Consider the following 23,792-nt stretch of genomic DNA (forward strand, 5'->3'; position numbering starts at 1 on the left):
TCACTGTCGCGTTAGCGGCAGCCGATATGGATATCGACCGCGTCGGGGCCGGTATAGGCTTCGAAGTCGGTCAGGAAGCGACGTTCGATTTCCGGGTGTTGCTCGAAGTAGGCCCAGATGGCTTGCCAGCCTTCGATGACCGCCGCCGGCATGGCGCCTCGGGCCTGGAACACCAGATAGCGGCCAGGTTGGATGTGCAAACCGCTCTGTGCCTCACTGCCGGCGGTGACATCAAACGGCCCGCTGGCGTCGGAGGCGTAGTTGGAGTAGACCCCGTAAACCGGCATGGCGGGCGAGGTGGCGAAAAAGTCTGACCACAGCGCGGGGATTTTAGCCGTCTCGGGCTGGGTTTCGTCCTGATTGGTGGTTCTGATTGTCTGGCCGGCGACGTAAAAATCGGGCAGGTGTACCGAGAGGGGCTGCATAGAGGCAATTCCTTTTAACCGCTGAAAAGATGCCTAAAGGTAGCAAAGGCTCCCCAAAACCGCCAGACAGGGCCCCCGCAGGCGCGGGGGCCCTCACATCAGGCGCCCAAACCGCCGAGGCACAGGTATTTGATCTCGAGATAGTCTTCGATGCCGTATTTTGAGCCTTCACGGCCCAAACCGGAGTGTTTCATGCCGCCGAACGGCGCCACTTCGGTGGAGATCAGCCCTTCGTTGATGCCGACAATGCCGTACTCCAGCGCTTCGGCCACGCGCATCACCCGGCCGATGTCGCGGCTGTAGAAGTAAGCGGCCAGGCCGAACGGCGTGTCGTTGGCCAGTTCGACGGCGTCGGCCTCCTGGCTGAAGCGGATCAAGGGCGCCACCGGGCCGAACGTCTCCTCACGGAAGATTTTCGCCGTGCGCGGCACATCGGTCAGGATAGTCGGGGTGAAGAAATTGCCGCCCAGCGCGTCAGGCTTGCCGCCCAACAGCACCGAGGCGCCGTGCTCGACGGCGTCGGCGATATGCTCGCGCACTTTCTCCACCGCGTCCGAGTTAATCAACGGGCCGATGGTGACGCCATCATCCAGGCCGTTGCCGACTTTCAGCTTGGCGACGGCGGCTTTCAGCTTGGCGGCGAACGCATCGTATACGCCGTCCTGCACCAGAAAACGGTTGGTACAGACGCAGGTCTGGCCGGCGTTGCGGTATTTTGAGGCGACCGCGCCGGCCACGGCGGCGTCCAGATCGGCGTCATCAAACACGATAAACGGCGCGTTGCCGCCCAGCTCCATACTGGTTTTCTTGATGGTGGGCGCACACTGGGCCAGCAGCTGCGCGCCGACTTCGGTGCTGCCGGTGAAGGAGAGTTTGCGCACGTCCGGGTTGGCGGTGAGTTCGCCGCCGATGCCTTTGCTGGGGCCTGTTATCACGTTGCATACCCCGGCTGGCAGCCCGGCGCGCTCCGCCAGCACGGCGATCGCCAGCGCCGAGAACGGGGTCTGGCTGGCGGGGCGGATCACCCCGGTGCAGCCGGCGGCCCAGCCGGGGCCGGCTTTGCGGGTGATCATCGCCGCCGGGAAGTTCCACGGGGTGATGGCCGCGAACACGCCGATCGGCTCTTTTTGCACGATGATGCGGCGACCGGCCTGCGGCTGTGGAATGGTGTCGCCATATACCCGTTTGCCTTCTTCGGCGAACCATTCGATAAAGGAGGCGGCATAGGCGATTTCACCGCGGCTTTCGGCCAGCGGTTTGCCCTGTTCCGCCGTCATGATGCGCGCCAGATCTTCCTGATTTTCCATCATCAATTCAAACAGCCGCCGCAGCTTGCCGGCGCGCTCTTTGGCGGTCAGCGCGCGCCAGGCGGGCAGCGCTTTTTTGGCGGCGGCGATGGCGCGAGCGGTTTCTTCGGCGCCGAAGGCCGGTACGTGGCCGACCCGTTCGCCGTTGGCGGGGTTATGAATGGCGATCGAACGGCCTTCCTGGGCCGGCAACCATTGCCCGTCGATGTAGTTGGCCTCGCGGAACAGCGTGGGATCCTTGAGGGTAGCGCAGATGCTGGTGCTCATGAGTCTCTTCCTTCTTTCCTGAGTTCAACAGAGTGGTCTATCCCATACGGCTACCCTTTACCCTAGCAAATTTTGCCGCCGCCGTTTGCCCGCGCGGCAACAAGATGGTCGTTTTCTTTATGCGCACCTTCTGTACAAAAAATATCCTCTGTCGGGCCGATACTGAAAGAGCAGGCATATGACCCTTTTCGATGTAATTAAAAGGAGTGTGCGAATGATGAAATCAGTGGACAGACATCTCGCGGCCTACGGCAGCGAAATGGATTTTTTGGCGTCGAGCATCGCTCTGATGGAATGGCAAGGGCGGCAGATTGACGCCGGGCAGGTGGCCGGCAATATGTCGGAGCAGCAAAGCCGCCTGTTCTTTGCGCGGTTGAATTATTTTCGTCAACTTTATCAGGCCGCATCGGCGGCCGAACACAGCCTGTAATTTCCGATCCAGCCCCGCCGCAGCGGGGCTTTTCATTTCAGCGGTGCCACACCCCGGTCGCCAGCGTTGCCGGCGAATACTCCAGATTTCGTCCCCGCCACGGCAGCGCTGCCGCAAAACGCCAGGTGCGGCGCACGTCAAACCGCCAATAGCGTTCTGCGCCTTCAACGGCGGGATGCCCCTCCGTTTGCCAGAGGATCTGCGTTTCCCCCTGCAGATGCAGCACGTCGCCGCGTTCAAAATCGATGAACAGCAGCGCCGCCCGCGGTTCGGCCAGCAGATTACCCAGCGTGTTCATGTAGCGGTTGCCGCGAAAATCCGGCATCCACAGCGTGTCGCCTTCCAGATGGATAAAGCCGGGGCGGCCGCCGCGATGGGAAATATCCACGCCGCCCTGCGCCAGTGCCAGGTGCGCGCCGCTGGCGACGAAGCAGGTGTCCGCGGCGCGGATCAGCGCCTGCGCCGCCGCATCCAGCGAGGCTAAATGCTCAACCGGCTGCGGCCGGCTGTCCACCGGGTAGAGTTCGCGGCGCTGAATGTACTGCGGGCAGTTGCCGAAGCTTTGCTGAACGAGGATTTCCACCCGGTTTTTGTCGGTGCGGCTGACGGCGCCGTTGGCGCGGTTGCGCCGCCGGTTGCTGAAATCCAGCCCCAGCGCGCCGACCGGCTTGCCGGGCAGCAACAGCGCCTGGGCGGGATCGTCGCTGCGGCGCGGCGCGCTGATGCGTAAATGCGTGTCGTCCGGCGTGCGTAAAAATCCGGGCGGGCCGGTAAACAGGGTGGCGATGGGCCAGCCTTGTTCATCCAGCGTGGCGACGAACAGGTAGGGCAGCGCGGCGAAAAACGCGCGGTGCTGATCCGGCATTGCGGGGTAGATGCCGCCGCCTACGCCGCCAAACCCGGCCAGCGTCTGTGCGCGCAGCTCATCCGGATGGAACAGTTGCGGGATCATGGCGTCAGCTCGCCGCCGGTTCCGGCAGGGCCGGCATGGCAAAGAAGCCGGGCAGTGCAACGATGCGCGCCGCCCAGCGCCGTATCGCAGGGTAAGGCGCCAACGAAATGCCGCCTTCGGCCGCGACCGCTACGTAGCTGTGGCAGGCCAGATCGGCGATGGTGGGCTGTTCGGTGGCCAGGTATTCCCGCTCGCTCAGATGCTGTTCCATCTGCGGCAGAAAACGATCGCTGACCGCCCGCGCCGCCTGATAATCCTCCGGCACCGCGAATTGGGCGATCAGTCGGCAAGAGGCCGGGCCGTAGCGAACTTCACCGGCGGCTTTGGAAAGCCAGGCCTGCACCCGCGCGGCCGCCGCCGGCTGTTCCGGCAGCCAGTGACTGTCCGGCGCATAGCGCTTCACCAGATAGACCAGAATGGCGTTGCTGTCGGCCAGCGTCAGATCGCCATCCTGTAAGACCGGGATCTGGCCGAACGGATTGAGCCGGCGGAAGGCTGCGCTCTGCCGTACGTCCGCCGAGGCTTCGACCCATGCATAGGGCAGCGCCAGCATACGCAGCAGCAACGCCACGCGATGAACGTGGCCGGAAAGCGGGGTGCCGTAGAGTGTGATGGTGGACATGGCGTTTCTCCTCAGTGCTTTTTGTCAGCATACTCTTGCGTTGAACGAGCGAAATCCGGCAATGTGGAAATTGATAATTTCACTTTTCGGAAGAATCTATGGATCGGTTAGACGAGTTGGCGATCTTCGTGGCGGTGGTGCAGCAAGGCAGCCTGGCGGCGGCCGGGCGCAAACTGCGGCGTTCGGCGCCGGCGATCACCCGGGCGATCGCCGCGCTGGAACAGCGTTTCGGCACCCGATTGGTGGAGCGAACGACCCGGCGGCTGGCGCCCACCGAAGCGGGTATGCGGCTGTTGGAACGCGCGCAACAGCTGCTGCAGGATTATCAGGCGGTGGTGCAGGATACCGCCGAAGCGCAGCTGAGCGGCTTGCTGCGCGTCACTTCGCCGGTGCAGTTCGGCCGCCGCTACGTGGCGCCGGTGGTGATGGCGTTTCTCGATGATTACCCGCAGATGCAGATCGAAATGGTATTGAACGATCGCAATCTCGATCTGATTGACGAAGGATTGGATATCGCGGTGCGCATCGGTCATCTGCAGGACTCTTCGCGCGTGGCGCGGCGGCTGGGGCAGGTCAGCCGGGTGACGGTCGCCAGCCCGGATTATCTGGCGCGTTGGGGGAAACCGCGCTCACCGGCGCAGCTGGCGGATCATGCCACCATCGTCGGCACCCAGCGGCCGTCGCTGCGCGAATGGCGCTTCGGCCCGCAGGAAAACGGCGAGCGCGTGCGATTGGCTCCCCGGCTGTTGCTCAACGACGTGGAAGCGCAACTGCTGGCGGTGCGCGCCGGCAAGGGCGTCGCCCGGTTGCTCTCGTATCAGGTGGCGGACGATTTGGCCGCCGGTACGCTGGTGCGGCTGTTGACGGATTACGAGCCGTTGCCTATGCCGGTACAGCTGGTGGCGCAGCAGGCGCAGCACATGCCGCTGAAGGTGCGCGCCTTTTGGGATTATGCATTTGAACGGCTCAGCGCCTTGCCGCAAATTCATCCGGGTGTGCGGGGGAAATAAGCGCAAAAAGTTTCATGGGTTAAACTTTTTCATTATTCATCAGGTTTTATTTTACCGGGCGCGCATTGCTGATGCGCCCGTCTTGACAATAATGTTGCCGGTGCTAATAGTTAATTCACATCTTAAATAATAAACGAAGTTTAATATATGAAACCACTTGCGGGGAGTTATGACAACGGCGCCACGGTGGATAATGAAGCGGCTATTTTGACTTCATTTCAAACCCGCAGTGCGGCTGTTTATAAACAGACGCGCCATGAAAACAATATTGCTTATGGCAACGGCGAACGCGAAACATTGGATTGGCTCTATTCTGCAAAGCAGCATCAGGGGACGTTAATTTTTATTCACGGCGGCTATTGGCAATTCTGCGATAAGGCAGATTTCGCCTTTATCGCCGCCGGGCCGTTGGCGTTGGGTTTTGACGTGGTGTTGGTGGAATATGCGCTCGCGCCGGCGGTGGATCTCGACGAAATATGCCGGCAGATCGGTATGGCGTTGAATGCCATTCAGCGCCGCCTGCCGCCGCACTATGCCTATCCGGTGCATCTGTGTGGCCATTCCGCCGGCGGCCATCTGGCGGCGTTTTGGCAGCAGCATGCGTTGGTGGATGCGGTCTTTCCCATCAGCGGCCTGTTCGAGCTGGCGCCGCTGCAACAAAGCTATGTCAATCGGGCGCTGCAGCTGACTGCGCGGCAAATTGAAACGCTCAGCCCGGCGCGCCACCTGCCGACGCGCGGCAAGCCGCTTACGCTGTATTACGGCGCATTGGAGCTGCCGGAACTGAGAGGCCAGTCGCAACACTATCATGCGGCGCTGCGCCAACGCGGGTTGTCGGCAGAACTGGTCGTGGTGCCCGGCGCCAATCATTTCACCATTCTGGATGCGTTGTTCGCCGCCGACGGCGCGCTGCTTCGCCAACTTAACCACCACGGGAACCACTGACATGCGCGAGATCGTAGATACCGGGCTGCCGGAGATCGGCCAGCCTTTTTCCTGGGCCACCCGGGGCGGCGGCATGCTGTTTACCGCTCACGGCCCGGTGCGGGCGGACGGCAGCATCGACACCGGCGCGCCGGAGCGACAGATTACGCTGACCTTCGATAATCTGGCGCAGACGCTGAAGGCGGCGGGCAGCCACAGCGATAAGGTTCTGCAGGTGATCGTGTATCTCACCGACGTCAACGACGTTAAATGCCTCGATGATATTTACCGGAAATACTTTAATTATCCTTATCCCAATCGCTCCACGGTCATTGTCGAAAAATTGGTGGTGCCGGGAATGAAAATAGAAATTACCGTCAGCGCCATCGCCTGATTTAATTTCTTCTTAAGTTCGCCTTTATATTAATTCAATAACGAGTTAAGGATGTGTCATGTTTAAACAGATTGCACCTTCCGCGGCCGATCCTATTATGTCGCTGATGGAAGCCTATTTGCAGGACCCCAATCCGCAAAAAGTGAATTTAGGCATTGGGCTGTATTACGACCGACAGGGGAATATTCCGCTGATGCAGGCGGTTGAGGCCGCCGAGCAGCGGTTGCTGGCGCTGCGCCGCCCGCACGGCTACCCGCCGATCGAAGGTTCGCCGCAGTTCGCCCGCCAGGTGCAGGCGCTGCTGTTCGGTGAGCAACAGGCGGCCGAGATCGCCACGGTGCAGACCGTCGGCGGCTCCGGCGCGTTGAAGCTGGCGGCGGATTTTTTGCGCCACTTTCTGACGCGCGGCGAAATCTGGGTGTCCGATCCCACCTGGGCCAATCACTGGGCGATTTTCGAAGGCGCCGGGCTGCGGGTGAATACCTATCCCTACTTTGATGAAGCGGCGGGCGGCCTGCGTTTCGCCGCCATGCTCGACGCGTTGGACAGCCTGCCGCCCGGCAGCGTGGTCTTGCTGCACCCGTGTTGCCATAACCCGACCGGCACCGATCTGACGGCGGAGCAGTGGCGCGCCACGCTCGCCGTGCTGCAGCGGCGTAACCTGCTGCCGCTGTTCGATATCGCCTATCAGGGCTTCGGCGACGGGCTGGAGGAGGACTGCTTTGCGTTGCGCGAAGCGCTGAAAACCGATCTGCCGTTTTTGGTCTGCAATTCGTTTTCCAAAAACGTCGCGCTGTACGGCCAGCGTCTGGGCGCGCTGTCGGTGCGCTGCGCCGACGCGGAAAATGCCGCCAACGTCAAAGGGGCGTTAAAAACGCTGATCCGCCGCAGCTACTCCTGCCCGCCGACGCACGGCAGCCAGATCGTGGAAACCCTGCTCGGCGACGCCGAACTTGGCGAGCTTTGGCGCAATGAGCTGGCAGAAATGCGCTCGCGCATCAAGCAAATGCGTGAACAGCTGGCCGCCGGGCTGGCGCAGGGTGGCTCTTCGCTGGATCACCGGCGTATTCGCGATCAGCGCGGCATGTTCAGCTATACCGGCCTGAACGAAGCGCAGCTGCAGACCCTGCGGCAGCGCTATGCCATCTATCTGGTCTCGCCCGGCCGCATGTGCCTGCCGGGGCTCAATCCCGGCAACATTGACTATGTGACCGCCGCCATTCTCGACGTCACCCGTACCGCCTAACTCCGCTCGGGAACCCAGCCATGCCACAGATGAATGATTTTGAGCATATCGCCCGCCGTCAGGGCGGGTTGAACAAGCATCTTACCGCCGGGCAGATGTCGATGCTGGCGATCGGCGGCGCCATCGGCACCGGGCTGTTTCTCGGCAGCGCCTACGCCATTCAGATGGCGGGGCCGTCGGTATTGTTGAGCTACCTGATCGGCGGCGTCATTGCGCTGCTGCTGATGGGCAGCCTGGCGGAGATGACCTCCGAACACCCGACGCCCGGCTCGTTCGGCGACTACGCCGAATTCTATCTCGGCCCGCTGTTCGGTTTTCTGGTGCGTTATTCCTACTGGTCCTGTGTGGTGCTGGCGGTGGGTACCGAAGTCACCGCCATCGGCATGTACATGCAGTTCTGGTTCCCGGCGACGCCGACCTGGCCGTGGGTGCTGCTGTTCTCGGCGGCGGTGATCGTCGTCAACGTGATCGGGGTGAAGTCGTTCGGCCAGGTGGAATACGCGCTGTCCACCGTCAAAGTGACGGCGATCGTGGCGTTTATTCTGATCGGCATCGGCATTCTGGCATTCTCGGGCAACCCGGCCTACGGCCTGCGCAACCTGACCGCCGGCGGCTTCATGCCGTTTGGCGTCAAGGGCATGTGGTTCGCGGTGATCGTGTCCATCTTCAGCTACCTGAGCATTGAAATGATTGCGGTGGCCGCCGGCGAGGCGAAAAATCCGGTGATTGCGGTGAAGGCGGCGTTCAAGGGCACCATCGTGCGGCTGTTCATCTTCTACATGCTGTCGATCGCCCTGATGCTGGCCATCGTGCCCTGGCGCCAGTCCGGCACCGGCGAAAGCCCGTTCCTGATGGCGATGAACGTGATCCATCTGCCCGCCGCCGCCGGTATTTTCAACTTTATCGTGCTGGTGGCAGCGCTGTCGGCAATGAACAGCCAGCTGTACATCACCACCCGCATGATGTTCTCGCTGTCGCGTGCCGGGCAGGCGCCGGCGGCATTGGGGCGCGTCAGCCGGCGCGGCATTCCGGTCAATGCGTTGGCGATGTCGTGCATCGGTATCGTGGTGTCCATCGTGCTGAGCCTGGTGGCGCCGGAAACCTCGTTCGCCGCCATGATGTCTATCTCGGTGTATGGCGCCTGCTTTACCTGGCTGATGATTTTCGTCACCCACCTGTTCTTCCGCCGCCGGCATCGGCAGACCCACCTGAAGTTCCGCATGTGGGGCTTTCCCTATACCACCTTGCTCGGCGCCGGGCTGATGGCGGCGCTGATGATCTCGACGGCGTTTACCGAATTCTTCCGCATGACGCTGTGGTTCGGCATTCCGTTCACCTTGCTGCTGGTGGTGGCTTATCACTTCCAGAGCCGCCGCGCGGCTACACCGTCGCCGTTCAAGGCGCCGGAGGTGGAGTAATGAGGTGGAGTAATAAGGGGAGGGGCTGAGGCGCATCTCAGCCCCGGGGATTAAAGCTGGCTTTTCGGGATCAGGTGGTCGCCGAAGCTCAGGCGTTGGCGGCCCGGTTCGATTTCGGTCAGCGGCGCCACTTCGTGCAGCGAGGATTTGCAGCGCTGTACCAGATCCTGATACTCGCGGGTGCCGGCGATCTTCCAGGCCAGCTCCTGTTCGGTCAGATCGCGCAGCACGCGCGCCGGGCTGCCGACCACCAGCTTGTTGGCTTCGATCACCGCCGCGGCTTTGACGAACGCCATCGCGCCGACGATGGTGTTCTCGCCGATCTCCGCACCGTCCATCACCACCGCGTTCATGCCCACCATCGCGTTGCGGCGAATGCGGCAGCCGTGCAGGATGGCGCCGTGGCCGATATGGCCGTCTTCTTCCACCACCGTGTCCTGCTGCGGGAAGCCGTGCATCACGCAGTTGTCCTGAATGTTGGCGCCGTCGCAGATTACCAGGCGGCCAAAATCGCCGCGCAGGCTGGCGTTCGGGCCGATATACACGTGTTTGCCGACGATCACGTCGCCGATCAGCACCGCCGTCGGGTGCACGTAACTGCTTGGGTCAACGACCGGCGTCAGGCCGTCAATCTGATACACAGGCATAGCGTGAGTTCCTTAATATGTAGGGTCGCGCGGCAGGCCGCCGAAGCGCCGATAGTAACCGGTGGCCGGCGCGGGCAGGGCGCCGATGGTGGTCTCCGCCAGCGCACTGACGTACTCCGTCGCGGCGCGATCGACCTGCTGATAGAGATTGATGCACAGATTACGGGCGATTTGGCCCTCCCACTGCGCGGGCAGCAGCGCGTCCGGCAGCAGCGGATCTTTCAACACCACGCGACGGAAGAAGTGAATCAATAATAGCTTAATCTGGAAACCGCGCAGCGGCGTCAGCGCCGCCGGGTCGACTTCGCGCAGCAGCGCCATCAGCGGCCGGAAGGAGACGATAAACTCGTGATAGCCAGCCGCCACATCGCTGAGCGACCAGCAGTCGGCCACCAATTTTTGCAGGGTTTGCTCGGAGCGATTGTAGGGGTAATCGGCGCGAAAGTAGATCACCTGCTCACTGGCGTTCAATTCGCCGAGCAGCGCCGTCACGTCGGTTTGCGCATGGGTGGGGGCGGCCATCAGATTGTTGGCGATCTGCCCGAACCCGAGCCAGCCCAGCTCTTTTTTCAGCCGCGCGCGCGCGTTTTTTTCGGCGCATTCCAGCAGCAACAGCTCCCACTTGCCGTCCCAGGCAGGCTGCTCGCGCAGATAGATTTTCGACTCGGCGTGGCGGAACTGGCGCATTCCCTGCTCGGTCACGCGGTAGAAGCTGCGGCGGCCTATTTTCTCCACCGCCAGCCAACCCTCTTTCTGCAGGCGAAACACCGAGGTGCGCACGAAGCGATCGCCGAAACCGAAGGCCTCCAGCAGCGCGCTCAGGCTGCCGAGCCACACTTCGCCGCCGCGGTGGCTGAGCGCGTCGCCGTACAGCGAAATGATCAGCGAGGTACCGCTGATCGGCTGCGCGTCGACGGCATGGCGAATGAACTCATCCAGTTTATGTTCCATATTTTTCCATGGGTTAGCCTTCGATGAGCCATAACATTACCATAATTTAAGGCGGCGTCATCCGTGACGCCGTGCGCTTCAGCGCGGCCGCAAATCGACCACGCGCTGCGCCTTGCCTTCTGAGCGCGGGATATCGCCGCAGTTGGCGATGCTGACGTCGGTGCTGACGCCCACGATCGATTTGATGTGGTGGCGCAGCTGGTGGCAGATGTCGCAACGCTGCTGGTGGCTGAGGCTGAGCGCCGACTCCTTGAGCTCAACGCGCACCGCCAGCGTGTCCAGATGCCCGCTGCGGCTGACCTGCAGCTGGTAGTGCGGCGACAACTGCTCGAACTGCATGATCTGCTCTTCCACCTGCGACGGGAAAACGTTGACACCGCGAATGATCAGCATGTCGTCGGAGCGGCCGGTGATCTTGCCCATGCGGCGCATCTGGCGCGCGTCGCCCGGCAGCAGCCGAGTAAGATCGCGGGTGCGGTAGCGGATCACCGGCAGCGCCTCTTTGGTCAGGGTGGTGAACACCAGTTCGCCGTGTTCGCCGTCCGGCAGGGCAATGCCGGTTTCCGGGCAAATGATCTCCGGCAGGAAGTGGTCTTCCCAAATGGTCGGGCCACCGCCGCTCTCCAGACACTCCATCGCTACGCCCGGCCCCATCACTTCCGACAGGCCGTAAATATCCAGCGCCTTGATGCCCATGCGGGTTTCGATCTCGTGGCGCAGGGCTTCGGTCCAGGGTTCGGCGCCGAACACGCCGAGCCGCAGCGAGCAGCCGCGCGCATCGCCGCCCATTTTGCGCTCCAGTTCGTCGATCAGCGTCAGGCAATAGGACGGCGTCACCATGATGATGTCGGGCTTGAAGTCGAGGATCAGCTGCGCCTGGCGCTCCGTCTGGCCGCCGGACATCGGGATCACCGTCGCGCCGAGCCGCTCCGCGCCGTAGTGCGCCCCCAGGCCGCCGGTGAACAGGCCGTAGCCGTAGGCGACGTGCACCTTGTCTTTGGCGGTGGCGCCGCCGGCGCGCAGGCAGCGGGCGACGATATCGGCCCAATTGTCGATGTCGCGCTGGGTGTAACCGACCACCGTCGGGCGGCCGGTGGTGCCCGAGGAGGCGTGGATGCGCACCACCTGTTCCATCGGCACTGCGAAGGTGTCGAACGGGTAGTTGTCGCGCAGATCCTGCTTGGTGGTGTAGGGGAAGCGCGCCAGATCGCTCAGCTGTTTGAGATCGTCGGGGTGTACGCCGGCCTGGTCGAATTTGCGTTTGTACATCGGCACATTGTCGTAGGCGTGGTGCAGCGTCCACTTCAGACGCGCCAACTGCAACGCTTCAATCTCATCGCGCGAGGCGAATTCGATCGTTTCGAGGGGCTGTGGATTTATTGTCATGGTTAGCCTCAGGGGTCAGACACGCTCAATGATCATGGCGATGCCTTGGCCTACGCCGATGCACATGGTGCACAGGGCGTAGCGGCCGGCTCGCCGTTCCAGTTCAAACAGGGCGGCTAGCGCCAGGCGCGCGCCGCTCATGCCCAACGGATGCCCCAGAGCGATCGCGCCGCCGTTGGGGTTAACCTGCGGGGCATCGTCCGGCAGGCCAAGCTGGCGCATCACCGCCAACGCCTGGGCGGCGAACGCTTCGTTCAATTCGATGACGTCCATCTGCGCCAGGCTCAGCCCGGCGATCTCCAGCACCTTGCGGGTGGCCGGCAGCGGGCCGATGCCCATCAGCCGCGGCTCTACGCCGCAGGTGGCGGTGGCGACGATGCGCGCCCGCGGCGTCAGCCCCTGGCGCGCCGCCATCGCTTCAGAGGCGACGATCAGCGCCGCCGCGCCGTCGTTCAGGCCCGAGGCGTTGCCGGCGGTGACGCTGCCGGGCTGACGGAACGGGGTTTTCAGCGCCTGCAACTGCTCGAAGGTGGTGTCGGCGCGCGGGTGTTCATCCTGGCTGAACAGGGTGACCGCGCCTTTTTTACCGGTGAGGCTGACCGGCGCTATCTCCTGCGCCAGGTGACCCAGCGCCTGCGCCCGGGCGGCGCGCTGCTGGCTGCGCAGCGCAAAGGCGTCCTGATCGGCGCGGCTGATGTTGAACTGCGCCGCGACGTTTTCGGCGGTCTCCGGCATCGAATCGGTGCCGAACTCGGCCTGCATCCGCGGATTGACGAAGCGCCAGCCGAGGGTAGTGTCGTACAGCTGCGCCTGGCGGCTGAAGGCGCTGTCGGCCTTGCCCATCACCAGCGGCGCACGGGTCATCGATTCCGCGCCGCCCGCCAGCAGCAACCCGGCGTCGCCGGCCTTGATGCTGCGCGCCGCCATCGCCAGCGCATCCAGGCCCGAACCGCACAGGCGGTTCACCGTGGTGCCGGAAACGCCGATCGGCACTCCGGCCAGCAGCAGCGCCATGCGTGCCAGGTTGCGGTTGTCTTCCCCGGCCTGGTTGGCGCAGCCGAGGATCACGTCGTCCAACTGCGCCCAATCCACCTGCGGATGGCGTTCCAGCAGCACGCGCAGCGGCAGGGCGGCGAGATCGTCAGCGCGCACCTGGGCCAGCGCGCCGCCATAGCGACCGATCGGGGTGCGCACGCCGTCGCAGATAAATGCCTGATTCATGCCTGATCTCCTAAAATACTGTGGCCGAGGCGGTGCGCGCGGCCGCGGAACCAGGCGACGGTTTTGCCCAGTTGGTTGACGATCTCGACGTCGTACAGCCCGGTGGCTTTGCCTTGGTGGCGCACCGCCGCGCTGGCGGTGAGGCGATCGCCGGCCAGTGCCGGGCGGACGAAATCGATGCTGCAGCCGGAGGCCACCGCCGCCAATCCCTGGCTGTTGCAGGCGTAGGCGAAGGCGGTATCCGCCAGGCTGAACAGCTGGCCGCCGTGGCAGGTCTGGTGGCCATTGAGCATCTGCGGGCCGACGGTCATGCTGACCTGTGCGTACCCTGCATCGACGGCGTCGATATGCATCCCCATCGCCTGAGCGCAGGTATCTTGCTGGAACATCTGTTCGGCGCAGCGCTGAGCCAGCGCGCGCGGCGTATTGGCGTTCATCGTTCGGCTCCTGAGAAAGAGGCGGGGGAAGCGTAGCGGCGCAGCAGTGGCATCGGGCGATAGCGCGCTTCGCCGTAATAGCGTTGCAGGTTTTCCAGCGTCGTCAGAATGTGGCGCCAGCCGAGTGCGGCGCCCCAGGCCAGCGGGCCGCGCGGATAGTTGACGCCGCGCAGCATCGCCAGATCGGTATCTTCGGCGCCGGCGACGCCTTTGTTCACCACGTCGAGCGCTTCGTTGGCCAGCATGGCCAGAGTGCGCATCGTCAGCAGGCCGGGATAATCCGGCAGTTGAATGACCTGCTTGCCGAGGGACTGCAGCAGGCGAATCGCGTTGGCATTGTGTTGCGCGCCGTTTTGCGCAGCGCAGCTGATGGCGATGGCGGAGGCATGCGCATAGTCGGCACAGAGATCGAACAGCACCACGGGCGTTCCACGTTCGTCGGCCAGTTGGCCGGCGGTTTTACCATTGGTTAACATCATTGTAACGTCGTCGATCGTGAGGTACGGGCTGGTCTGGCCAGGTTGTTTGATCGCCCCCGCATTTTCGATCAACAGTTCCGCCAAATCGGCCAGCGAAGACCAGTCGCCGTGCAGCGTGACGCGTTGCGGCGGCGCGGCCTGCGCCGGCGGCGCAAAGGCGATCATCTCTGCGGCGGGCCGTTGCGCGTCGTAGCGGTAGAAGCCGCGGCCGGATTTGCGGCCGAGATGTCCGGCGGCCACCAGCTCCTGCTGCACCAGTGAGGGGGTGAAGCGCGGATCCTGGTAGAAGGCCTGATACACCGAGTCGGTCACGGCGTAATTGACGTCCTGGCCGATCAGATCGGTCAACTGCAGCGGGCCCATGGCGAAGCCGCCGGCGTCGCGCATGACTGCATCCAGGGTGGCGGCGTCGGCCACCCGTTCCTCCAGCGCGCGCAGGGTTTCGGCGTAGAATGGCCGCGCCACGCGGTTGACGATAAATCCCGGCGTCGAGCGGCATACAACGCTCTGCTTACCCCAGCGCTGCGCCAGGGCCTGCAGCGCGGCGAGGGTCTCTACCCCGGTCTCCAGACCGCTGACGATCTCCACCAGCTTCATCAGCGGCGCCGGGTTGAAGAAGTGCAGCCCGGCCATGCGCGCCGGGCGCTGCAGTGCCCCGGCGATGGCGGTGATTGACAGCGAGGAGGTATTGCTGGCGAACAGCGCCGTGGGCGAGCAGACCGCTTCCAGATCGCGGAACAGGCTCTGCTTGATCGCCAGATTTTCCGCCACCGCTTCAATCACCAGTGCGCAGTCGGCCAGCTGCTCGAGCGAATCGGCGCATTCGAGGCGCGCCAGCAGCGCTTCGGTGGTCGCGGCGTCGGCCTTGCCGCCGTCTACCCGCTGGCGCAGGCGGCGAGCGAGATCGTCGATCGCGCGCTGGGCGGCGGCGGGCGCGATATCGAACAGCCGCACCGGATGGCCGGCGGCAGCGGCCACCTGGGCGATGCCGATGCCCATGGTGCCGGCGCCGATCACCGCCACCTGGCCGTTAAGAAGGGGCGCGTTCATGGCTATTTCCCGCTGAAATTTGGCGTGCGTTTGGCGAAGAACGCGCTGACGCCTTCGCGATAGTCGTCGCTGCGGCCGCCCAATCGCTGCAGATCGCGCTCCAGATCGAGCTGTTGATCGAGGCTGTTGGTGGCCGAGCTGTAGAGGGCTTTCTTGATTAGCCCCAAACCGTAGGTCGGCTGGGTGGCCAGATGGCGCGCCAGCGTTTGCGTGCGGTCGGCCAATTCATCCGCCGGCACCACCTGCCAGATCATGCCCCACTCCAGCGCCTGTTGGGCGCTGATTTTGTCACCCAGCAAGGCCATGCCCATCGCGCGGGCGTGGCCGGCCAGCCGTGGCAGGAACCAGCTGCCGCCGGAATCCGGCACCAGCCCCAAACGGCAGAACGACTGAATAAAGCCGGCGTTGTCGGCGGCGATGACGATATCGCACGCCAGGGCCAGCGCGGCGCCGGCGCCGGCCGCCACGCCGTTGACTGCGCATACCACCGGTTTCGGCAGGGCGGTCAGGCGGCGGATCAGGGGGTTGTAGAAACGTTCGACCGACAGGCCGAGATCCGGCGCCTGTTGATCGGCGCTGACGTTGCGATCGTTGAGATCCTGCCCGGCGCAGAAACCGCGCCCGGCACCGGCGATCAGCAGGCAGCGCACGCTGTCGTCGCGCTCGGCTTGCGTCAGCGCTTCGCTCAGCTGGCGATGCATCTCGTCGTTAAAGCTGTTGAGCCGATCCGGCCGGTTGAGGGTCAGCGTCAACACGCCGGCGTCGAGATGGCTGAGAATCAATGCGTTATCCATAAATCAGCGCCCCTGATAGTTTGGCGTACGTTTTTCGAAAAAGGCGGCGATGCCTTCGCGGCGATCGTCGGTGGCGGCCAGGGTGACGAACTGCTGACGCTCCATCGCTAGCCCCTGGCTAAGGCCGGTTTCCTCGGCCTGTTTCAGCGCCTGCTTGGCGGCGCGCAGCGCCAGCGGCGCCTGACGGCTGATGCGATCGGCAATCTGCTGCGTGCGCTCCAGCGTCAGGGCATCGACGCACACTTCGCTGATAAGGCCAGCCTGCAGCGCGGTGCGGGCGTCGATGGCTTCGCCGGTCAGCACCATCTGGCTGGCGCGCGCCTTGCCGACGCAGCGGATCAGGCGCTGGGTGCCTCCGGCCCCCGGCATCAGGCCGAGGGTGATCTCCGGCAGGCCGAAGCGGGCGCTTTCGCCGCCGATAACGATGTCGCAGGCCAGCGCCAACTCGCAGCCGGCGCCCAGGGCATAGCCGTTCACCGCCGCCAGCAGCGGCTTGCTGAACTGCGCCAGCCGCTGCCACAGCTGCGGACGGCGATCCGCCAGCGCGGCCGGCAGATCCTGCTGTTGCAGTTCGCGCAGATCGGCGCCGGCGGCGAAAAAGCGCGCCGCGCCGGCGATCACCACGGCGCCCACGCCGCTGTCGGCATCTGCCTGCTCCAGACGGGCAACCAGCTGTTCCAGGCACGGCGTGCTCAGGGCGTTGCGCGCCTCCGGGCGGTGCAGCGTCAGCGTGACCACGCGGTGTTGCTGCTGATGCAAAATAAAGGGGGTATCCATCGCGGCTCCTAGACGTCGAAGTCCAACACCACGCCGTCGCCTTTCGGCCACGACTGGCAGCTCAATACGTAGCCCGCCGCCAGCTGATCCGGCTCCAGGCTGTAGTTGACGCCCATCTCCACCTGGCCGGCCTTCAGACGGCATTTGCAGGTGGCGCACACGCCGCCTTTGCAGGCGTAGGGCAGATCGGCGCCCTGGCGCAGCGCGGCATCGAGAATGCTGTCGTCCTGTTCGCCGATCTCGATATCCAACCGGCGGCCGTCGAGCAGGATCGCCACCCGGGTAGCGTTGCGATCGCCGCTGTGGCGCGGGCGGGTGACCAGGCCGCTGGTGTTGAAGCGTTCGCTGTGGATGTGATTGGCCGGTACGCCGGCCTGCTCCAGCACGGTTTGCGCGTCGTCCATCATCGATTCCGGCCCGCAGATAAAGGCGTGGTCATAGTCGCGGAAATCCAGCAGCGCGCCGCCGATCGCCGTCAGGCGTTCACGGTCGATGCGGCCGCTGAGCAGCGGGCTGTCGAGACTTTCCTGGCTGAACAGGTACAGCGGCTGAAAACGCTGCGGGTAGCGGTTTTTCAGATCCGACAGCGCCTCTTTGAACATCATTGAACGGCTGTTGCGGTTGCCGTAGATCAGGGTGAAGCTGCTGCCCGGTTCGAGCAGCAGCGTCGCCTTGATGATCGACAGCATTGGCGTGATGCCGGAGCCGGCGGCGATCGCCAGGTAGTTGCCGTGGCGCTCTGCCTGCGGCTGGTAGCCGAAGCGCCCCTGCGGCACCATCACCTCCAGTGCGTCGCCGACTTTCAGCATGCGGTTGACGAAGCCGGAGAAACGGCCCTGATCAATCGCTTTTACGCCGATCTGCAGCAGGCCTTCCTGCGGCGAACTGCAGATGGAGTAGCAACGCCGCAGTTCTTCGCCGTTGACTAGCGCCTTGAGCGTCAGGTGCTGGCCGGGGGTATAGCGGTATTGGTTTTGCAGCTCTTCGGGCACCCGCAGGGTGATGGCTACGGCGTCAGGCGTTTCGCGCTCGATGGCGGCGACGCTCAGGCGATGAAAGACCGTCATGGTGTCAGCGCTCCTATATGCATTTGAAATAGTCGAACGGTTCCCGGCAGTCGCAGCAGCGGTACAGCGCTTTACAGGCGGTGGATCCGAACTCGCTGATCTTCTCGCTGTGGGTGCTGCCGCAGCGCGGGCAGGCGACCGGGCCGTGGGCATGCGGCCGATCGCAGGTGTGGCCCTGCGGGGGCGCTACGCCGTATTGCCGCAGCCGCTCGCGGGCGTCGGCGTTCATCCAGTCGGTGGTCCAGGCCGGGCTGAGGCGAATGTCCACCTGCACCGGGCTGAAACCGGCGGCCGCCAGCCGCTGCTCGATGGCGTTGAGCAAAAATTCGGTGGCCGGGCAGCCGGAATAGGTTGGGGTGAAGGTCACGCGCCAGCCGCTGCCGTCGCGCACCACGTCGCGCACCATGCCCAAATCGGTGATCGACAGCACCGGCAGCTCGGGATCGCTGATCTGCTGCAGGCAGTGCCAAATCTGCGGGATTTCGGCGGGTTGCAAACGAGTGACGTTCATCGCGGCCTCCTACCACTGACTGTTTGGGTAGGCGCGCTGCAGGAACTGCATCTCCGCCAGCAACGGGCCGAGGTGTTCGCTGTGCTGACCTTGCTTGCCGCCGTGACGGAACGCCTGCTCGGCGGGCAGCGCCAGCGTCGCCTGCCGCAGCGTCTCTTCCACCTGCGCTAGCCAGGGGGCCTGCAGCGTGCGCGGATCGACGGCGATGCCTTGTTCCGCCAACGCCAGTTCCAACGCGTCGGCGTGGAACAGCTCGGCGGTAAAGCGCCACAGGTTATCCAGCGACTGTTGGATCTTGCGGTGGCTGATGTCGTTGCCGTCACCGAGGCGGATCATCCAGCCGTGGCTGAAGCGCAGGTGATAATCGGCCTCCTTCAACGATTTGGCGGCGATGGCGGCGATCTGCGCATCGCGGCTGCGGCTCAGCGCCTGGTGCAGCTGTACGTGGTAGGCATCGAGCAGGAACTGACGCACCAGCGTGTCGTTGAAACCGCCGTTCGGCTGTTCCGCCAGCAACAGGTTATGAAACTGGCGTTCGTCGCGGCCGAAGGCCAGGCTGTCTTCGCTGCAGGGCGGCCCGGCCAGTTCGGCGGCGTAGCTCAGGAAGTTGCGCGCCTGGCCGAGCAGATCGAGACCGATGTTGGCCAACGCCAGATCGATTTCCAGTTCGGGTGCGTGGCCGCACCAGGCGCACAGACGCTGGGCGAGGATCAGAGGCGTGTCGCCCTGGCGGAGCAAATAGCTGATGCGCGGATCGTTAACCGTCATGGTCGCCTCTACATGTTCTTGATGCCGTCGGGGATGGTGTAAAACGTCGGATGACGGTAGATCTTGTCTTCGGACGGATCGAAGAACGCGCCGCGATCTTCCGGCTGCGAGGCGATCAGATGGCGCGATTGCACCACCCAGATCGAACAGCCTTCGTTGCGGCGCGTGTAGGCGTCGCGGGCGTTTTCTAGCGCCATTTGGTCGTCGGCGGCGTGCAGGCTGCCGACGTGGCGATGCGCCAACCCTTGTTTGCTGCGGATAAACACTTCATACAGCGGCCATTCAACGTGGCTCATGATCTCGGTTCCTTATGTTGGCTATGCGGCGGAAGCGGCGTTTTTCGCGGCGTGGGCCATGGCGCCGTTGCGCACCCAGGCGCCGTCTTCCCAGGCGCGGCGTTTGGCCTGCAGACGTTCGTGGTTGCATTGGCCGCGTCCTTTGATCACTTCATGCAGTTCGCTCCAGTCGATCTCGCCGAAGCGATAGTGGCCGGCGGCCTCGTCCCAGGTAAGACTCGGGTCTGGCGCCGTCATGCCCAGCGCCTCAAGCTGCGGCACGGTGTTGTCGACGAATTTCTGCCGCAGCTCATCGTTGCTGTGGCGTTTGATTTTCCACGCCATGCTCTGGGCGCTGTGAGGGGAGTCGGCGTCGCTCGGGCCGAACATCATCAGCACCGGCCACCAGAAGCGATCGATGGCGTCTTGCAACATCGCGCGCTGCGAATCGCTGCCGTGGGCCATCGCCATCACCGCCTCGTAGCCCTGGCGCTGGTGGAAGCTTTCTTCTTTGCAGATTTTCACCATCGCCCGCGCATAGGGGCCGTAGGAGGCGCGGCACAGCGCTACCTGGTTGACGATGGCGGCGCCGTCGACCAGCCAGCCGATCACGCCGATATCCGCCCAGTTGAGCGTGGGGTAATTGAAGATGGAGGAATACTTCATCTTGCCGTCGAGCATCTTTTGGTAGATGTCCTGGCGCGAACAGCCGAGGGTCTCGGCGGCGCTGTAGAGGTACAGACCGTGGCCGGCCTCATCTTGCACTTTGGCCAGCAGCACCGCCTTGCGGCGCAGCGTGGGGGCGCGCGTCAGCCAGTTGGCTTCCGGCAGCATGCCGATGACTTCCGAGTGGGCGTGTTGGCCGATCTGCCGAATCAGGTTCTGACGGTAGGCGTCCGGCATCCAGTCTTTGGCCTCAATGGCGATATCCGCCGCGATCTTGTCGTCGAAATGCTGCTGATATTGTGCGTCAGTTGTCATGCTCGCCTCTTGGTGATTCGTGTTTTTCACATTAGATATAAAAATGTGAATCACTTTAACTAACCATAAGGCTACAAACTGATAACAAAAAGATCAAACGAGATTCATGTGGTTTTGCGAGTTCACTCACAAGGTTTTTTGTTATTTTGTTGATTTTATTTGATAAATAAAACCATCAATTCCGTATTAATGACAGGGTAAGCGGCTTGAAAACGGGTTTTGTTCTGTTTTTGTTAAAATTTGATTTGGCGTTGACTGGCATTTATGTGATACGTAATTAAGCTGTAGGGTGAAAATTTATGAATTTTGGAGGGCACATGCAGCAGTTACACAGTTATCTATCTGGCGCCTGGGTGTATGGGCAGGGAGAGGGCCGCGAGATCCGTCACGCCGTGACCGGCGAAGCGCTGTACCAGGTCTGCTCCGACGGCCTGCCGTTAGCGGCGAGCCTGAGCTATGCCCGCAGCCACGGCGGCCCGGCTCTGGCGAACATGACATTCCAGCAGCGCGCCCAGATGCTGAAAGCGGTGGCCAAACACCTGCTGGCGCATAAAGAGGCGCTGTATCAGATTTCCTATCAAACCGGTGCGACGCGCAGCGACGGGTGGGTCGATATCGAAGGCGGCATCGCCACGCTGTTCGCCTATGCCGGCATGGCCGGCCGCGATCTGCCGGATGATACGCTGTGGCCGGAAGACGAGTTGATCCCGCTGTCGAAACAGGCGCAGTTCGCCGCCCGCCACGTGCTCACTTCGCGCCCTGGCGTGGCGCTGCACATCAACGCCTTCAACTTCCCGTGCTGGGGCATGCTGGAAAAACTGGCGCCGACCTGGCTGGCGGGCATGCCGGCCATCATCAAGCCGGCCACCGCCACCGCGCAGCTGACGCAGGCGATGGTCAGGCTGATCGTCGACAGCGGGCTGGTGCCGGAAGGGGCGTTGCAGTTGGTTTGCGGCGGCGTCGGCGACATGTTTGCGCACCTGGATTATCAGGATGCGGTGACTTTCACCGGCTCGGCGCAGACCGGACAGCGGCTGCGTGCGCATCCGCGCCTGCTGGAAAAATCGATCGCGTTCACCATGGAGGCGGATTCGCTCAACTGCTGCGTGTTGGCGGAGGACGTGACGCCGGAGATGCCGGAGTTTGCGCTGTTCATCAAAGAAGTGTGCCGTGAAATGACCGCCAAGGCGGGGCAGAAATGTACTGCGATCCGCCGCATCATCGTGCCGGCGGCGCAGGTGACGGCGGTGCGTCAGGCCTTGTTGCAGCGCCTGGCGGGGGTGACGGTGGGCGACCCGCAGCTGGAGCCGGTGCGCATGGGGGCGTTGGTCAGCCACGAGCAGCGTGAGGATGTGCAAAGCAAGGTAGAGTTCCTGCTGCGCAATGGTTGCGAAGCGCTCTGTGGCGCGGCGCTGGATAAGCTGGAGATCCTGGGCGACGGCGCGCGCGGTGGGGCGTTTTATCCACCGACCCTGCTGTATTGCGCCGATCCGTTCACCCATCAGGCGGTGCACGGCACCGAGGCCTTTGGGCCGGTGGCAACGCTGATGCCGTATGCGGATACCGAGCAGGCGATCGCATTGGCGTTGCTGGGGCAGGGCAGCCTGGCGGGATCGCTGGTGACCGCCGATCCGACGTTGGCCAAGCGCTTCATTCGCGCGGCGGCCTGCGCCCACGGCCGAATGCTGATTTTGGATGAACAGGCGGCGGCGGAGTCCACCGGCCACGGTTCGCCACTGCCGATGCTGGTACACGGCGGCCCGGGGCGCGCCGGTGGCGGGGAAGAGCTGGGCGGACTGCGTGCGGTGAAGCACTATATGCAGCGCACGGCGATCCAGGGCAGCCCGGCGATGCTGGCGGCCATCGGCGGTGAATGGGTGCGCGGCGCGCCGGTCGCCGAGCATCCGGTACATCCGTTCCGTAAATACTTCGAGCAGCTGCAGCTGGGCGACAGCCTGTTGACCGCGCGCCGCACCGTGACCGAAGCGGATATCGTCAACTTCGCCTGCCTGAGCGGCGATCATTTCTACGCGCACATGGACAAGATCGGCGCCGCCGATTCCCTGTTCGGCGAGCGAGTGGCGCACGGTTACTTTGTGGTGTCCGCCGCGGCCGGGCTGTTTGTCGATGCCGCCGTCGGGCCGGTGATCGCCAACTACGGCATGGAGAATCTGCGCTTTATCGAACCTGTGAAGATCGGCGACACCATTCAGGTGCGGCTGACCTGCAAGAAGAAAATCCGCAAGCCGCAAAAAACCGCCGAGGATCGGCCGCACGGCGTGGTGGTGTGGGATGTGCAGGTGTTGAATCAGGAACAGCAGCCGGTGGCGCTGTACAGCATCCTGACACTGGTGGCGCGCCAGCAGGGGGACTTCGAGGCGTAATACGCGTTTGCCGCCGCCGGCAGCCCCGGCGGCGGCAATCTATTCAGATCAGCGGCTGACCGCGCAGCTGTTCCAGCACTTTCAGCGGCGAGCGCTGCGGATCCTGCATCTTGTTCACCGGCAACAGGAAGGTCTGTTCCAGCATAAACTGGCCGCCCATCGCGGCGTGCGGCGTTTGATCCGAGAAGCAAATCCAACTGCTGCCCGGCGGAAACGCCAGCGCCAGCTGCGGCCCCTGCTGCTGATAATCGCCGTCGGCCTTCATGGCGTCATGCAACTGCAGCATCAGGTGGTCATAATGGCTGCGGCGGGTTTTGGTGATGCGTACCCGGTGCTGCAGCCAGCTGCTGAAGGCGGAGTAGCGCGCCAGACGCGGCATGAAGCGTTGCGCCAGCTCAGGGAACGGTTCGCCGACGCGCCATTGGCGATGTTCACCGTGCGGATTGATGTTGGTGAAAATGCGCAGAATGCGTTCGCCGTAGTTCGGGCGCGACGGGAAAGCGTCAACGTGCAGGCGGCTGTCGTCTTTGCGCCAGGAACTGGTCGCCCGCCAGGCGGAAACCGGGTGCAAACGCAGGCTGCCGGTCGGATGGTGCAGCGCCTCCTGATACTCGGGCAACAGCCCGGCGATCAGCTGGCGGCACGACTGGTAATAGCGCTCCAGCAGTTGCTGAACCTGCTGCCGGCGTTCCGCGACGGCGACGCCGGTCAGCTTGCCGGACAGCGGCTGATAGCTGATGTTTTTGCGCTTCGGATCGACCAACGTCGGATCCAGCAGTGGCATTTCCTGTTCAGACAGGGTGAAGGCCAGCTCGGGCAGAAACAGTACCTTGCCCTGTTCCAGTTCGCTGACCGCGCTGGATGATTCCGCTGCCGCCCATTGTCGCAACGGCAGCGTCAGGACGGCCTGTTCACGCATAATATCGCCAGTAGGCATGAGATCTCCTCGCAAATCTATATCGCTTTATTCCCGTCTTTCAGGTTGCCGCGTGATTGGCTGCACTGGCTTGCGCAGTGGCTGGCTGGAGCGGCGTCAGCAGGCCGCTCAATTGCAACGTGAAATTTGTGG

Annotated in this window: 25 protein-coding genes; 7 read left to right on the plus strand and 18 right to left on the minus strand. The window is 63.4% G+C overall.

Features of this window, described 5'->3' with window-relative positions; genetic code table 11:
* Positions 1–11 precede the first annotated feature (11 nt).
* The gene (locus RE418_RS15265; protein ID WP_025303380.1) at positions 12–425 is read right to left on the minus strand and encodes a GyrI-like domain-containing protein; all 414 of its coding nucleotides are present in this window, start codon (positions 423–425) and stop codon (positions 12–14) included.
* A 98-nt stretch (positions 426–523) separates the two neighbouring features.
* The gene (gabD, locus tag RE418_RS15270) at positions 524–1,999 is read right to left on the minus strand and encodes an NADP-dependent succinate-semialdehyde dehydrogenase (RefSeq protein WP_049209454.1); all 1,476 of its coding nucleotides are present in this window, start codon (positions 1,997–1,999) and stop codon (positions 524–526) included.
* Positions 2,000–2,213: 214 nt separating this feature from the next.
* On the opposite strand from gabD, the gene RE418_RS15275 reads away from it, so the two are divergent.
* The gene (locus RE418_RS15275; protein WP_004935234.1) at positions 2,214–2,429 is read left to right on the plus strand and encodes a glycogen synthase; all 216 of its coding nucleotides are present in this window, start codon (positions 2,214–2,216) and stop codon (positions 2,427–2,429) included.
* A gap of 37 nt (positions 2,430–2,466) precedes the next feature.
* Here RE418_RS15275 and RE418_RS15280 read toward each other — a convergent pair whose 3' ends face one another.
* Both RE418_RS15280 and RE418_RS15285 read right to left on the minus strand, forming a co-directional pair.
* Positions 2,467–3,381 carry a pyridoxamine 5'-phosphate oxidase family protein gene (locus RE418_RS15280; RefSeq protein ID WP_025303378.1) on the minus strand — a complete coding sequence of 305 codons (915 nt, stop codon included), beginning with the start codon at positions 3,379–3,381 and terminating at the stop codon, positions 2,467–2,469.
* Positions 3,382–3,385: 4 nt separating this feature from the next.
* Positions 3,386–4,003, minus strand: a complete 618-nt coding sequence (locus RE418_RS15285) for a glutathione S-transferase family protein (RefSeq protein WP_060447866.1) — start codon at positions 4,001–4,003, stop codon at positions 3,386–3,388.
* A gap of 98 nt (positions 4,004–4,101) precedes the next feature.
* Here RE418_RS15285 and RE418_RS15290 point away from each other — a divergent pair, with 98 nt between their 5' ends.
* The 5 genes from RE418_RS15290 to RE418_RS15310 all read left to right on the plus strand — a co-directional run bounded on the left by RE418_RS15290 (position 4,102) and on the right by RE418_RS15310 (position 8,995).
* Positions 4,102–5,013 carry a LysR family transcriptional regulator gene (locus RE418_RS15290; protein ID WP_089181060.1) on the plus strand — a complete coding sequence of 304 codons (912 nt, stop codon included), beginning with the start codon at positions 4,102–4,104 and terminating at the stop codon, positions 5,011–5,013.
* A 147-nt stretch (positions 5,014–5,160) separates the two neighbouring features.
* On the plus strand, positions 5,161–5,958 hold the full coding sequence (locus RE418_RS15295; protein WP_049209452.1) for an alpha/beta hydrolase: 798 nt from the start codon (positions 5,161–5,163) through the stop codon (positions 5,956–5,958).
* 1 nt (position 5,959) lies between these two features.
* Positions 5,960–6,331, plus strand: a complete 372-nt coding sequence (locus RE418_RS15300) for a RidA family protein (RefSeq protein WP_025303374.1) — start codon at positions 5,960–5,962, stop codon at positions 6,329–6,331.
* Between the two features lie 58 nt (positions 6,332–6,389).
* Positions 6,390–7,577, plus strand: coding sequence for an amino acid aminotransferase (locus tag RE418_RS15305; RefSeq protein ID WP_049209451.1), 1,188 nt, complete (start codon positions 6,390–6,392; stop codon positions 7,575–7,577).
* Positions 7,578–7,597: 20 nt separating this feature from the next.
* The gene (locus tag RE418_RS15310) at positions 7,598–8,995 is read left to right on the plus strand and encodes an amino acid permease (RefSeq protein WP_025303372.1); all 1,398 of its coding nucleotides are present in this window, start codon (positions 7,598–7,600) and stop codon (positions 8,993–8,995) included.
* Positions 8,996–9,045: 50 nt separating this feature from the next.
* Here RE418_RS15310 and paaY read toward each other — a convergent pair whose 3' ends face one another.
* From paaY to paaA, 13 genes are all read right to left on the minus strand, one after another.
* On the minus strand, positions 9,046–9,642 hold the full coding sequence (paaY, locus tag RE418_RS15315; protein WP_021505794.1) for a phenylacetic acid degradation protein PaaY: 597 nt from the start codon (positions 9,640–9,642) through the stop codon (positions 9,046–9,048).
* Between the two features lie 12 nt (positions 9,643–9,654).
* Positions 9,655–10,593, minus strand: coding sequence for a phenylacetic acid degradation operon negative regulatory protein PaaX (gene paaX, locus RE418_RS15320; RefSeq protein ID WP_399675223.1), 939 nt, complete (start codon positions 10,591–10,593; stop codon positions 9,655–9,657).
* Between the two features lie 78 nt (positions 10,594–10,671).
* Positions 10,672–11,979, minus strand: a complete 1,308-nt coding sequence (gene paaK / locus RE418_RS15325) for a phenylacetate--CoA ligase PaaK (protein WP_016927188.1) — start codon at positions 11,977–11,979, stop codon at positions 10,672–10,674.
* 15 nt (positions 11,980–11,994) lie between these two features.
* The gene (gene pcaF, locus RE418_RS15330; RefSeq protein ID WP_025303370.1) at positions 11,995–13,200 is read right to left on the minus strand and encodes a 3-oxoadipyl-CoA thiolase; all 1,206 of its coding nucleotides are present in this window, start codon (positions 13,198–13,200) and stop codon (positions 11,995–11,997) included.
* Positions 13,197–13,637 carry a hydroxyphenylacetyl-CoA thioesterase PaaI gene (gene paaI / locus RE418_RS15335; protein ID WP_016927190.1) on the minus strand — a complete coding sequence of 147 codons (441 nt, stop codon included), beginning with the start codon at positions 13,635–13,637 and terminating at the stop codon, positions 13,197–13,199. Before paaI ends, pcaF begins: the two co-directional genes overlap by 4 nt.
* Positions 13,634–15,166 (minus strand): 3-hydroxyacyl-CoA dehydrogenase, encoded by a 1,533-nt coding sequence (locus tag RE418_RS15340; RefSeq protein ID WP_089181059.1) that lies wholly within the window; start codon positions 15,164–15,166, stop codon positions 13,634–13,636. Before RE418_RS15340 ends, paaI begins: the two co-directional genes overlap by 4 nt.
* Before the next feature lie 2 nt (positions 15,167–15,168).
* Positions 15,169–15,960 carry a 2-(1,2-epoxy-1,2-dihydrophenyl)acetyl-CoA isomerase PaaG gene (paaG, locus tag RE418_RS15345; protein WP_025303368.1) on the minus strand — a complete coding sequence of 264 codons (792 nt, stop codon included), beginning with the start codon at positions 15,958–15,960 and terminating at the stop codon, positions 15,169–15,171.
* 3 nt (positions 15,961–15,963) lie between these two features.
* Positions 15,964–16,737 (minus strand): 2,3-dehydroadipyl-CoA hydratase PaaF, encoded by a 774-nt coding sequence (gene paaF, locus RE418_RS15350; protein ID WP_049203970.1) that lies wholly within the window; start codon positions 16,735–16,737, stop codon positions 15,964–15,966.
* Between the two features lie 8 nt (positions 16,738–16,745).
* Positions 16,746–17,804: a 1,2-phenylacetyl-CoA epoxidase subunit PaaE gene (gene paaE, locus RE418_RS15355; protein WP_049209446.1), complete on the minus strand. Its 1,059-nt coding sequence runs from the start codon at positions 17,802–17,804 to the stop codon at positions 16,746–16,748.
* A 13-nt stretch (positions 17,805–17,817) separates the two neighbouring features.
* Positions 17,818–18,315: a 1,2-phenylacetyl-CoA epoxidase subunit PaaD gene (gene paaD, locus RE418_RS15360; RefSeq protein WP_025303365.1), complete on the minus strand. Its 498-nt coding sequence runs from the start codon at positions 18,313–18,315 to the stop codon at positions 17,818–17,820.
* Between the two features lie 9 nt (positions 18,316–18,324).
* Entirely contained in the window at positions 18,325–19,083 is a 759-nt protein-coding gene (gene paaC, locus RE418_RS15365) for a 1,2-phenylacetyl-CoA epoxidase subunit PaaC (RefSeq protein WP_049209445.1), read from the minus strand.
* A gap of 8 nt (positions 19,084–19,091) precedes the next feature.
* Entirely contained in the window at positions 19,092–19,379 is a 288-nt protein-coding gene (gene paaB / locus RE418_RS15370) for a 1,2-phenylacetyl-CoA epoxidase subunit PaaB (protein ID WP_004935173.1), read from the minus strand.
* Positions 19,380–19,400: 21 nt separating this feature from the next.
* Positions 19,401–20,339: a 1,2-phenylacetyl-CoA epoxidase subunit PaaA gene (paaA, locus tag RE418_RS15375; protein ID WP_199559661.1), complete on the minus strand. Its 939-nt coding sequence runs from the start codon at positions 20,337–20,339 to the stop codon at positions 19,401–19,403.
* Positions 20,340–20,656: 317 nt separating this feature from the next.
* Here paaA and paaZ point away from each other — a divergent pair, with 317 nt between their 5' ends.
* Entirely contained in the window at positions 20,657–22,723 is a 2,067-nt protein-coding gene (gene paaZ, locus RE418_RS15380; protein WP_089181057.1) for a phenylacetic acid degradation bifunctional protein PaaZ, read from the plus strand.
* Between the two features lie 43 nt (positions 22,724–22,766).
* On the opposite strand, the gene RE418_RS15385 is transcribed toward paaZ, so the two are convergent.
* Positions 22,767–23,660 carry a Kdo hydroxylase family protein gene (locus RE418_RS15385; RefSeq protein WP_399675228.1) on the minus strand — a complete coding sequence of 298 codons (894 nt, stop codon included), beginning with the start codon at positions 23,658–23,660 and terminating at the stop codon, positions 22,767–22,769.
* Between the last annotated feature and the right edge of the window lie 132 nt (positions 23,661–23,792).

Source organism: Serratia sp. szju (assembly GCF_044594185.1).
GTDB lineage: Bacteria > Pseudomonadota > Gammaproteobacteria > Enterobacterales > Enterobacteriaceae > Serratia > Serratia bockelmannii.

Bases quoted from the DNA above. Each gene is read 5' to 3' on its own strand.
- RE418_RS15265 (WP_025303380.1), bottom strand. From the start codon at position 425: ATGCAGCCCCTCTCGGTACACCTGCCCGATTTTTACGTCGCCGGCCAG.
- gabD (WP_049209454.1), bottom strand. From the start codon at position 1,999: ATGAGCACCAGCATCTGCGCTACCCTCAAGGATCCCACGCTGTTCCGC.
- RE418_RS15275 (WP_004935234.1), top strand. From the start codon at position 2,214: ATGATGAAATCAGTGGACAGACATCTCGCGGCCTACGGCAGCGAAATG.
- RE418_RS15280 (WP_025303378.1), bottom strand. From the start codon at position 3,381: ATGATCCCGCAACTGTTCCATCCGGATGAGCTGCGCGCACAGACGCTG.
- RE418_RS15285 (WP_060447866.1), bottom strand. From the start codon at position 4,003: ATGTCCACCATCACACTCTACGGCACCCCGCTTTCCGGCCACGTTCAT.
- RE418_RS15290 (WP_089181060.1), top strand. From the start codon at position 4,102: ATGGATCGGTTAGACGAGTTGGCGATCTTCGTGGCGGTGGTGCAGCAA.
- RE418_RS15295 (WP_049209452.1), top strand. From the start codon at position 5,161: ATGAAACCACTTGCGGGGAGTTATGACAACGGCGCCACGGTGGATAAT.
- RE418_RS15300 (WP_025303374.1), top strand. From the start codon at position 5,960: ATGCGCGAGATCGTAGATACCGGGCTGCCGGAGATCGGCCAGCCTTTT.
- RE418_RS15305 (WP_049209451.1), top strand. From the start codon at position 6,390: ATGTTTAAACAGATTGCACCTTCCGCGGCCGATCCTATTATGTCGCTG.
- RE418_RS15310 (WP_025303372.1), top strand. From the start codon at position 7,598: ATGCCACAGATGAATGATTTTGAGCATATCGCCCGCCGTCAGGGCGGG.
- paaY (WP_021505794.1), bottom strand. From the start codon at position 9,642: ATGCCTGTGTATCAGATTGACGGCCTGACGCCGGTCGTTGACCCAAGC.
- paaX (WP_399675223.1), bottom strand. From the start codon at position 10,593: ATGGAACATAAACTGGATGAGTTCATTCGCCATGCCGTCGACGCGCAG.
- paaK (WP_016927188.1), bottom strand. From the start codon at position 11,979: ATGACAATAAATCCACAGCCCCTCGAAACGATCGAATTCGCCTCGCGC.
- pcaF (WP_025303370.1), bottom strand. From the start codon at position 13,200: ATGAATCAGGCATTTATCTGCGACGGCGTGCGCACCCCGATCGGTCGC.
- paaI (WP_016927190.1), bottom strand. From the start codon at position 13,637: ATGAACGCCAATACGCCGCGCGCGCTGGCTCAGCGCTGCGCCGAACAG.
- RE418_RS15340 (WP_089181059.1), bottom strand. From the start codon at position 15,166: ATGAACGCGCCCCTTCTTAACGGCCAGGTGGCGGTGATCGGCGCCGGC.
- paaG (WP_025303368.1), bottom strand. From the start codon at position 15,960: ATGGATAACGCATTGATTCTCAGCCATCTCGACGCCGGCGTGTTGACG.
- paaF (WP_049203970.1), bottom strand. From the start codon at position 16,737: ATGGATACCCCCTTTATTTTGCATCAGCAGCAACACCGCGTGGTCACG.
- paaE (WP_049209446.1), bottom strand. From the start codon at position 17,804: ATGACGGTCTTTCATCGCCTGAGCGTCGCCGCCATCGAGCGCGAAACG.
- paaD (WP_025303365.1), bottom strand. From the start codon at position 18,315: ATGAACGTCACTCGTTTGCAACCCGCCGAAATCCCGCAGATTTGGCAC.
- paaC (WP_049209445.1), bottom strand. From the start codon at position 19,083: ATGACGGTTAACGATCCGCGCATCAGCTATTTGCTCCGCCAGGGCGAC.
- paaB (WP_004935173.1), bottom strand. From the start codon at position 19,379: ATGAGCCACGTTGAATGGCCGCTGTATGAAGTGTTTATCCGCAGCAAA.
- paaA (WP_199559661.1), bottom strand. From the start codon at position 20,339: ATGACAACTGACGCACAATATCAGCAGCATTTCGACGACAAGATCGCG.
- paaZ (WP_089181057.1), top strand. From the start codon at position 20,657: ATGCAGCAGTTACACAGTTATCTATCTGGCGCCTGGGTGTATGGGCAG.
- RE418_RS15385 (WP_399675228.1), bottom strand. From the start codon at position 23,660: ATGCCTACTGGCGATATTATGCGTGAACAGGCCGTCCTGACGCTGCCG.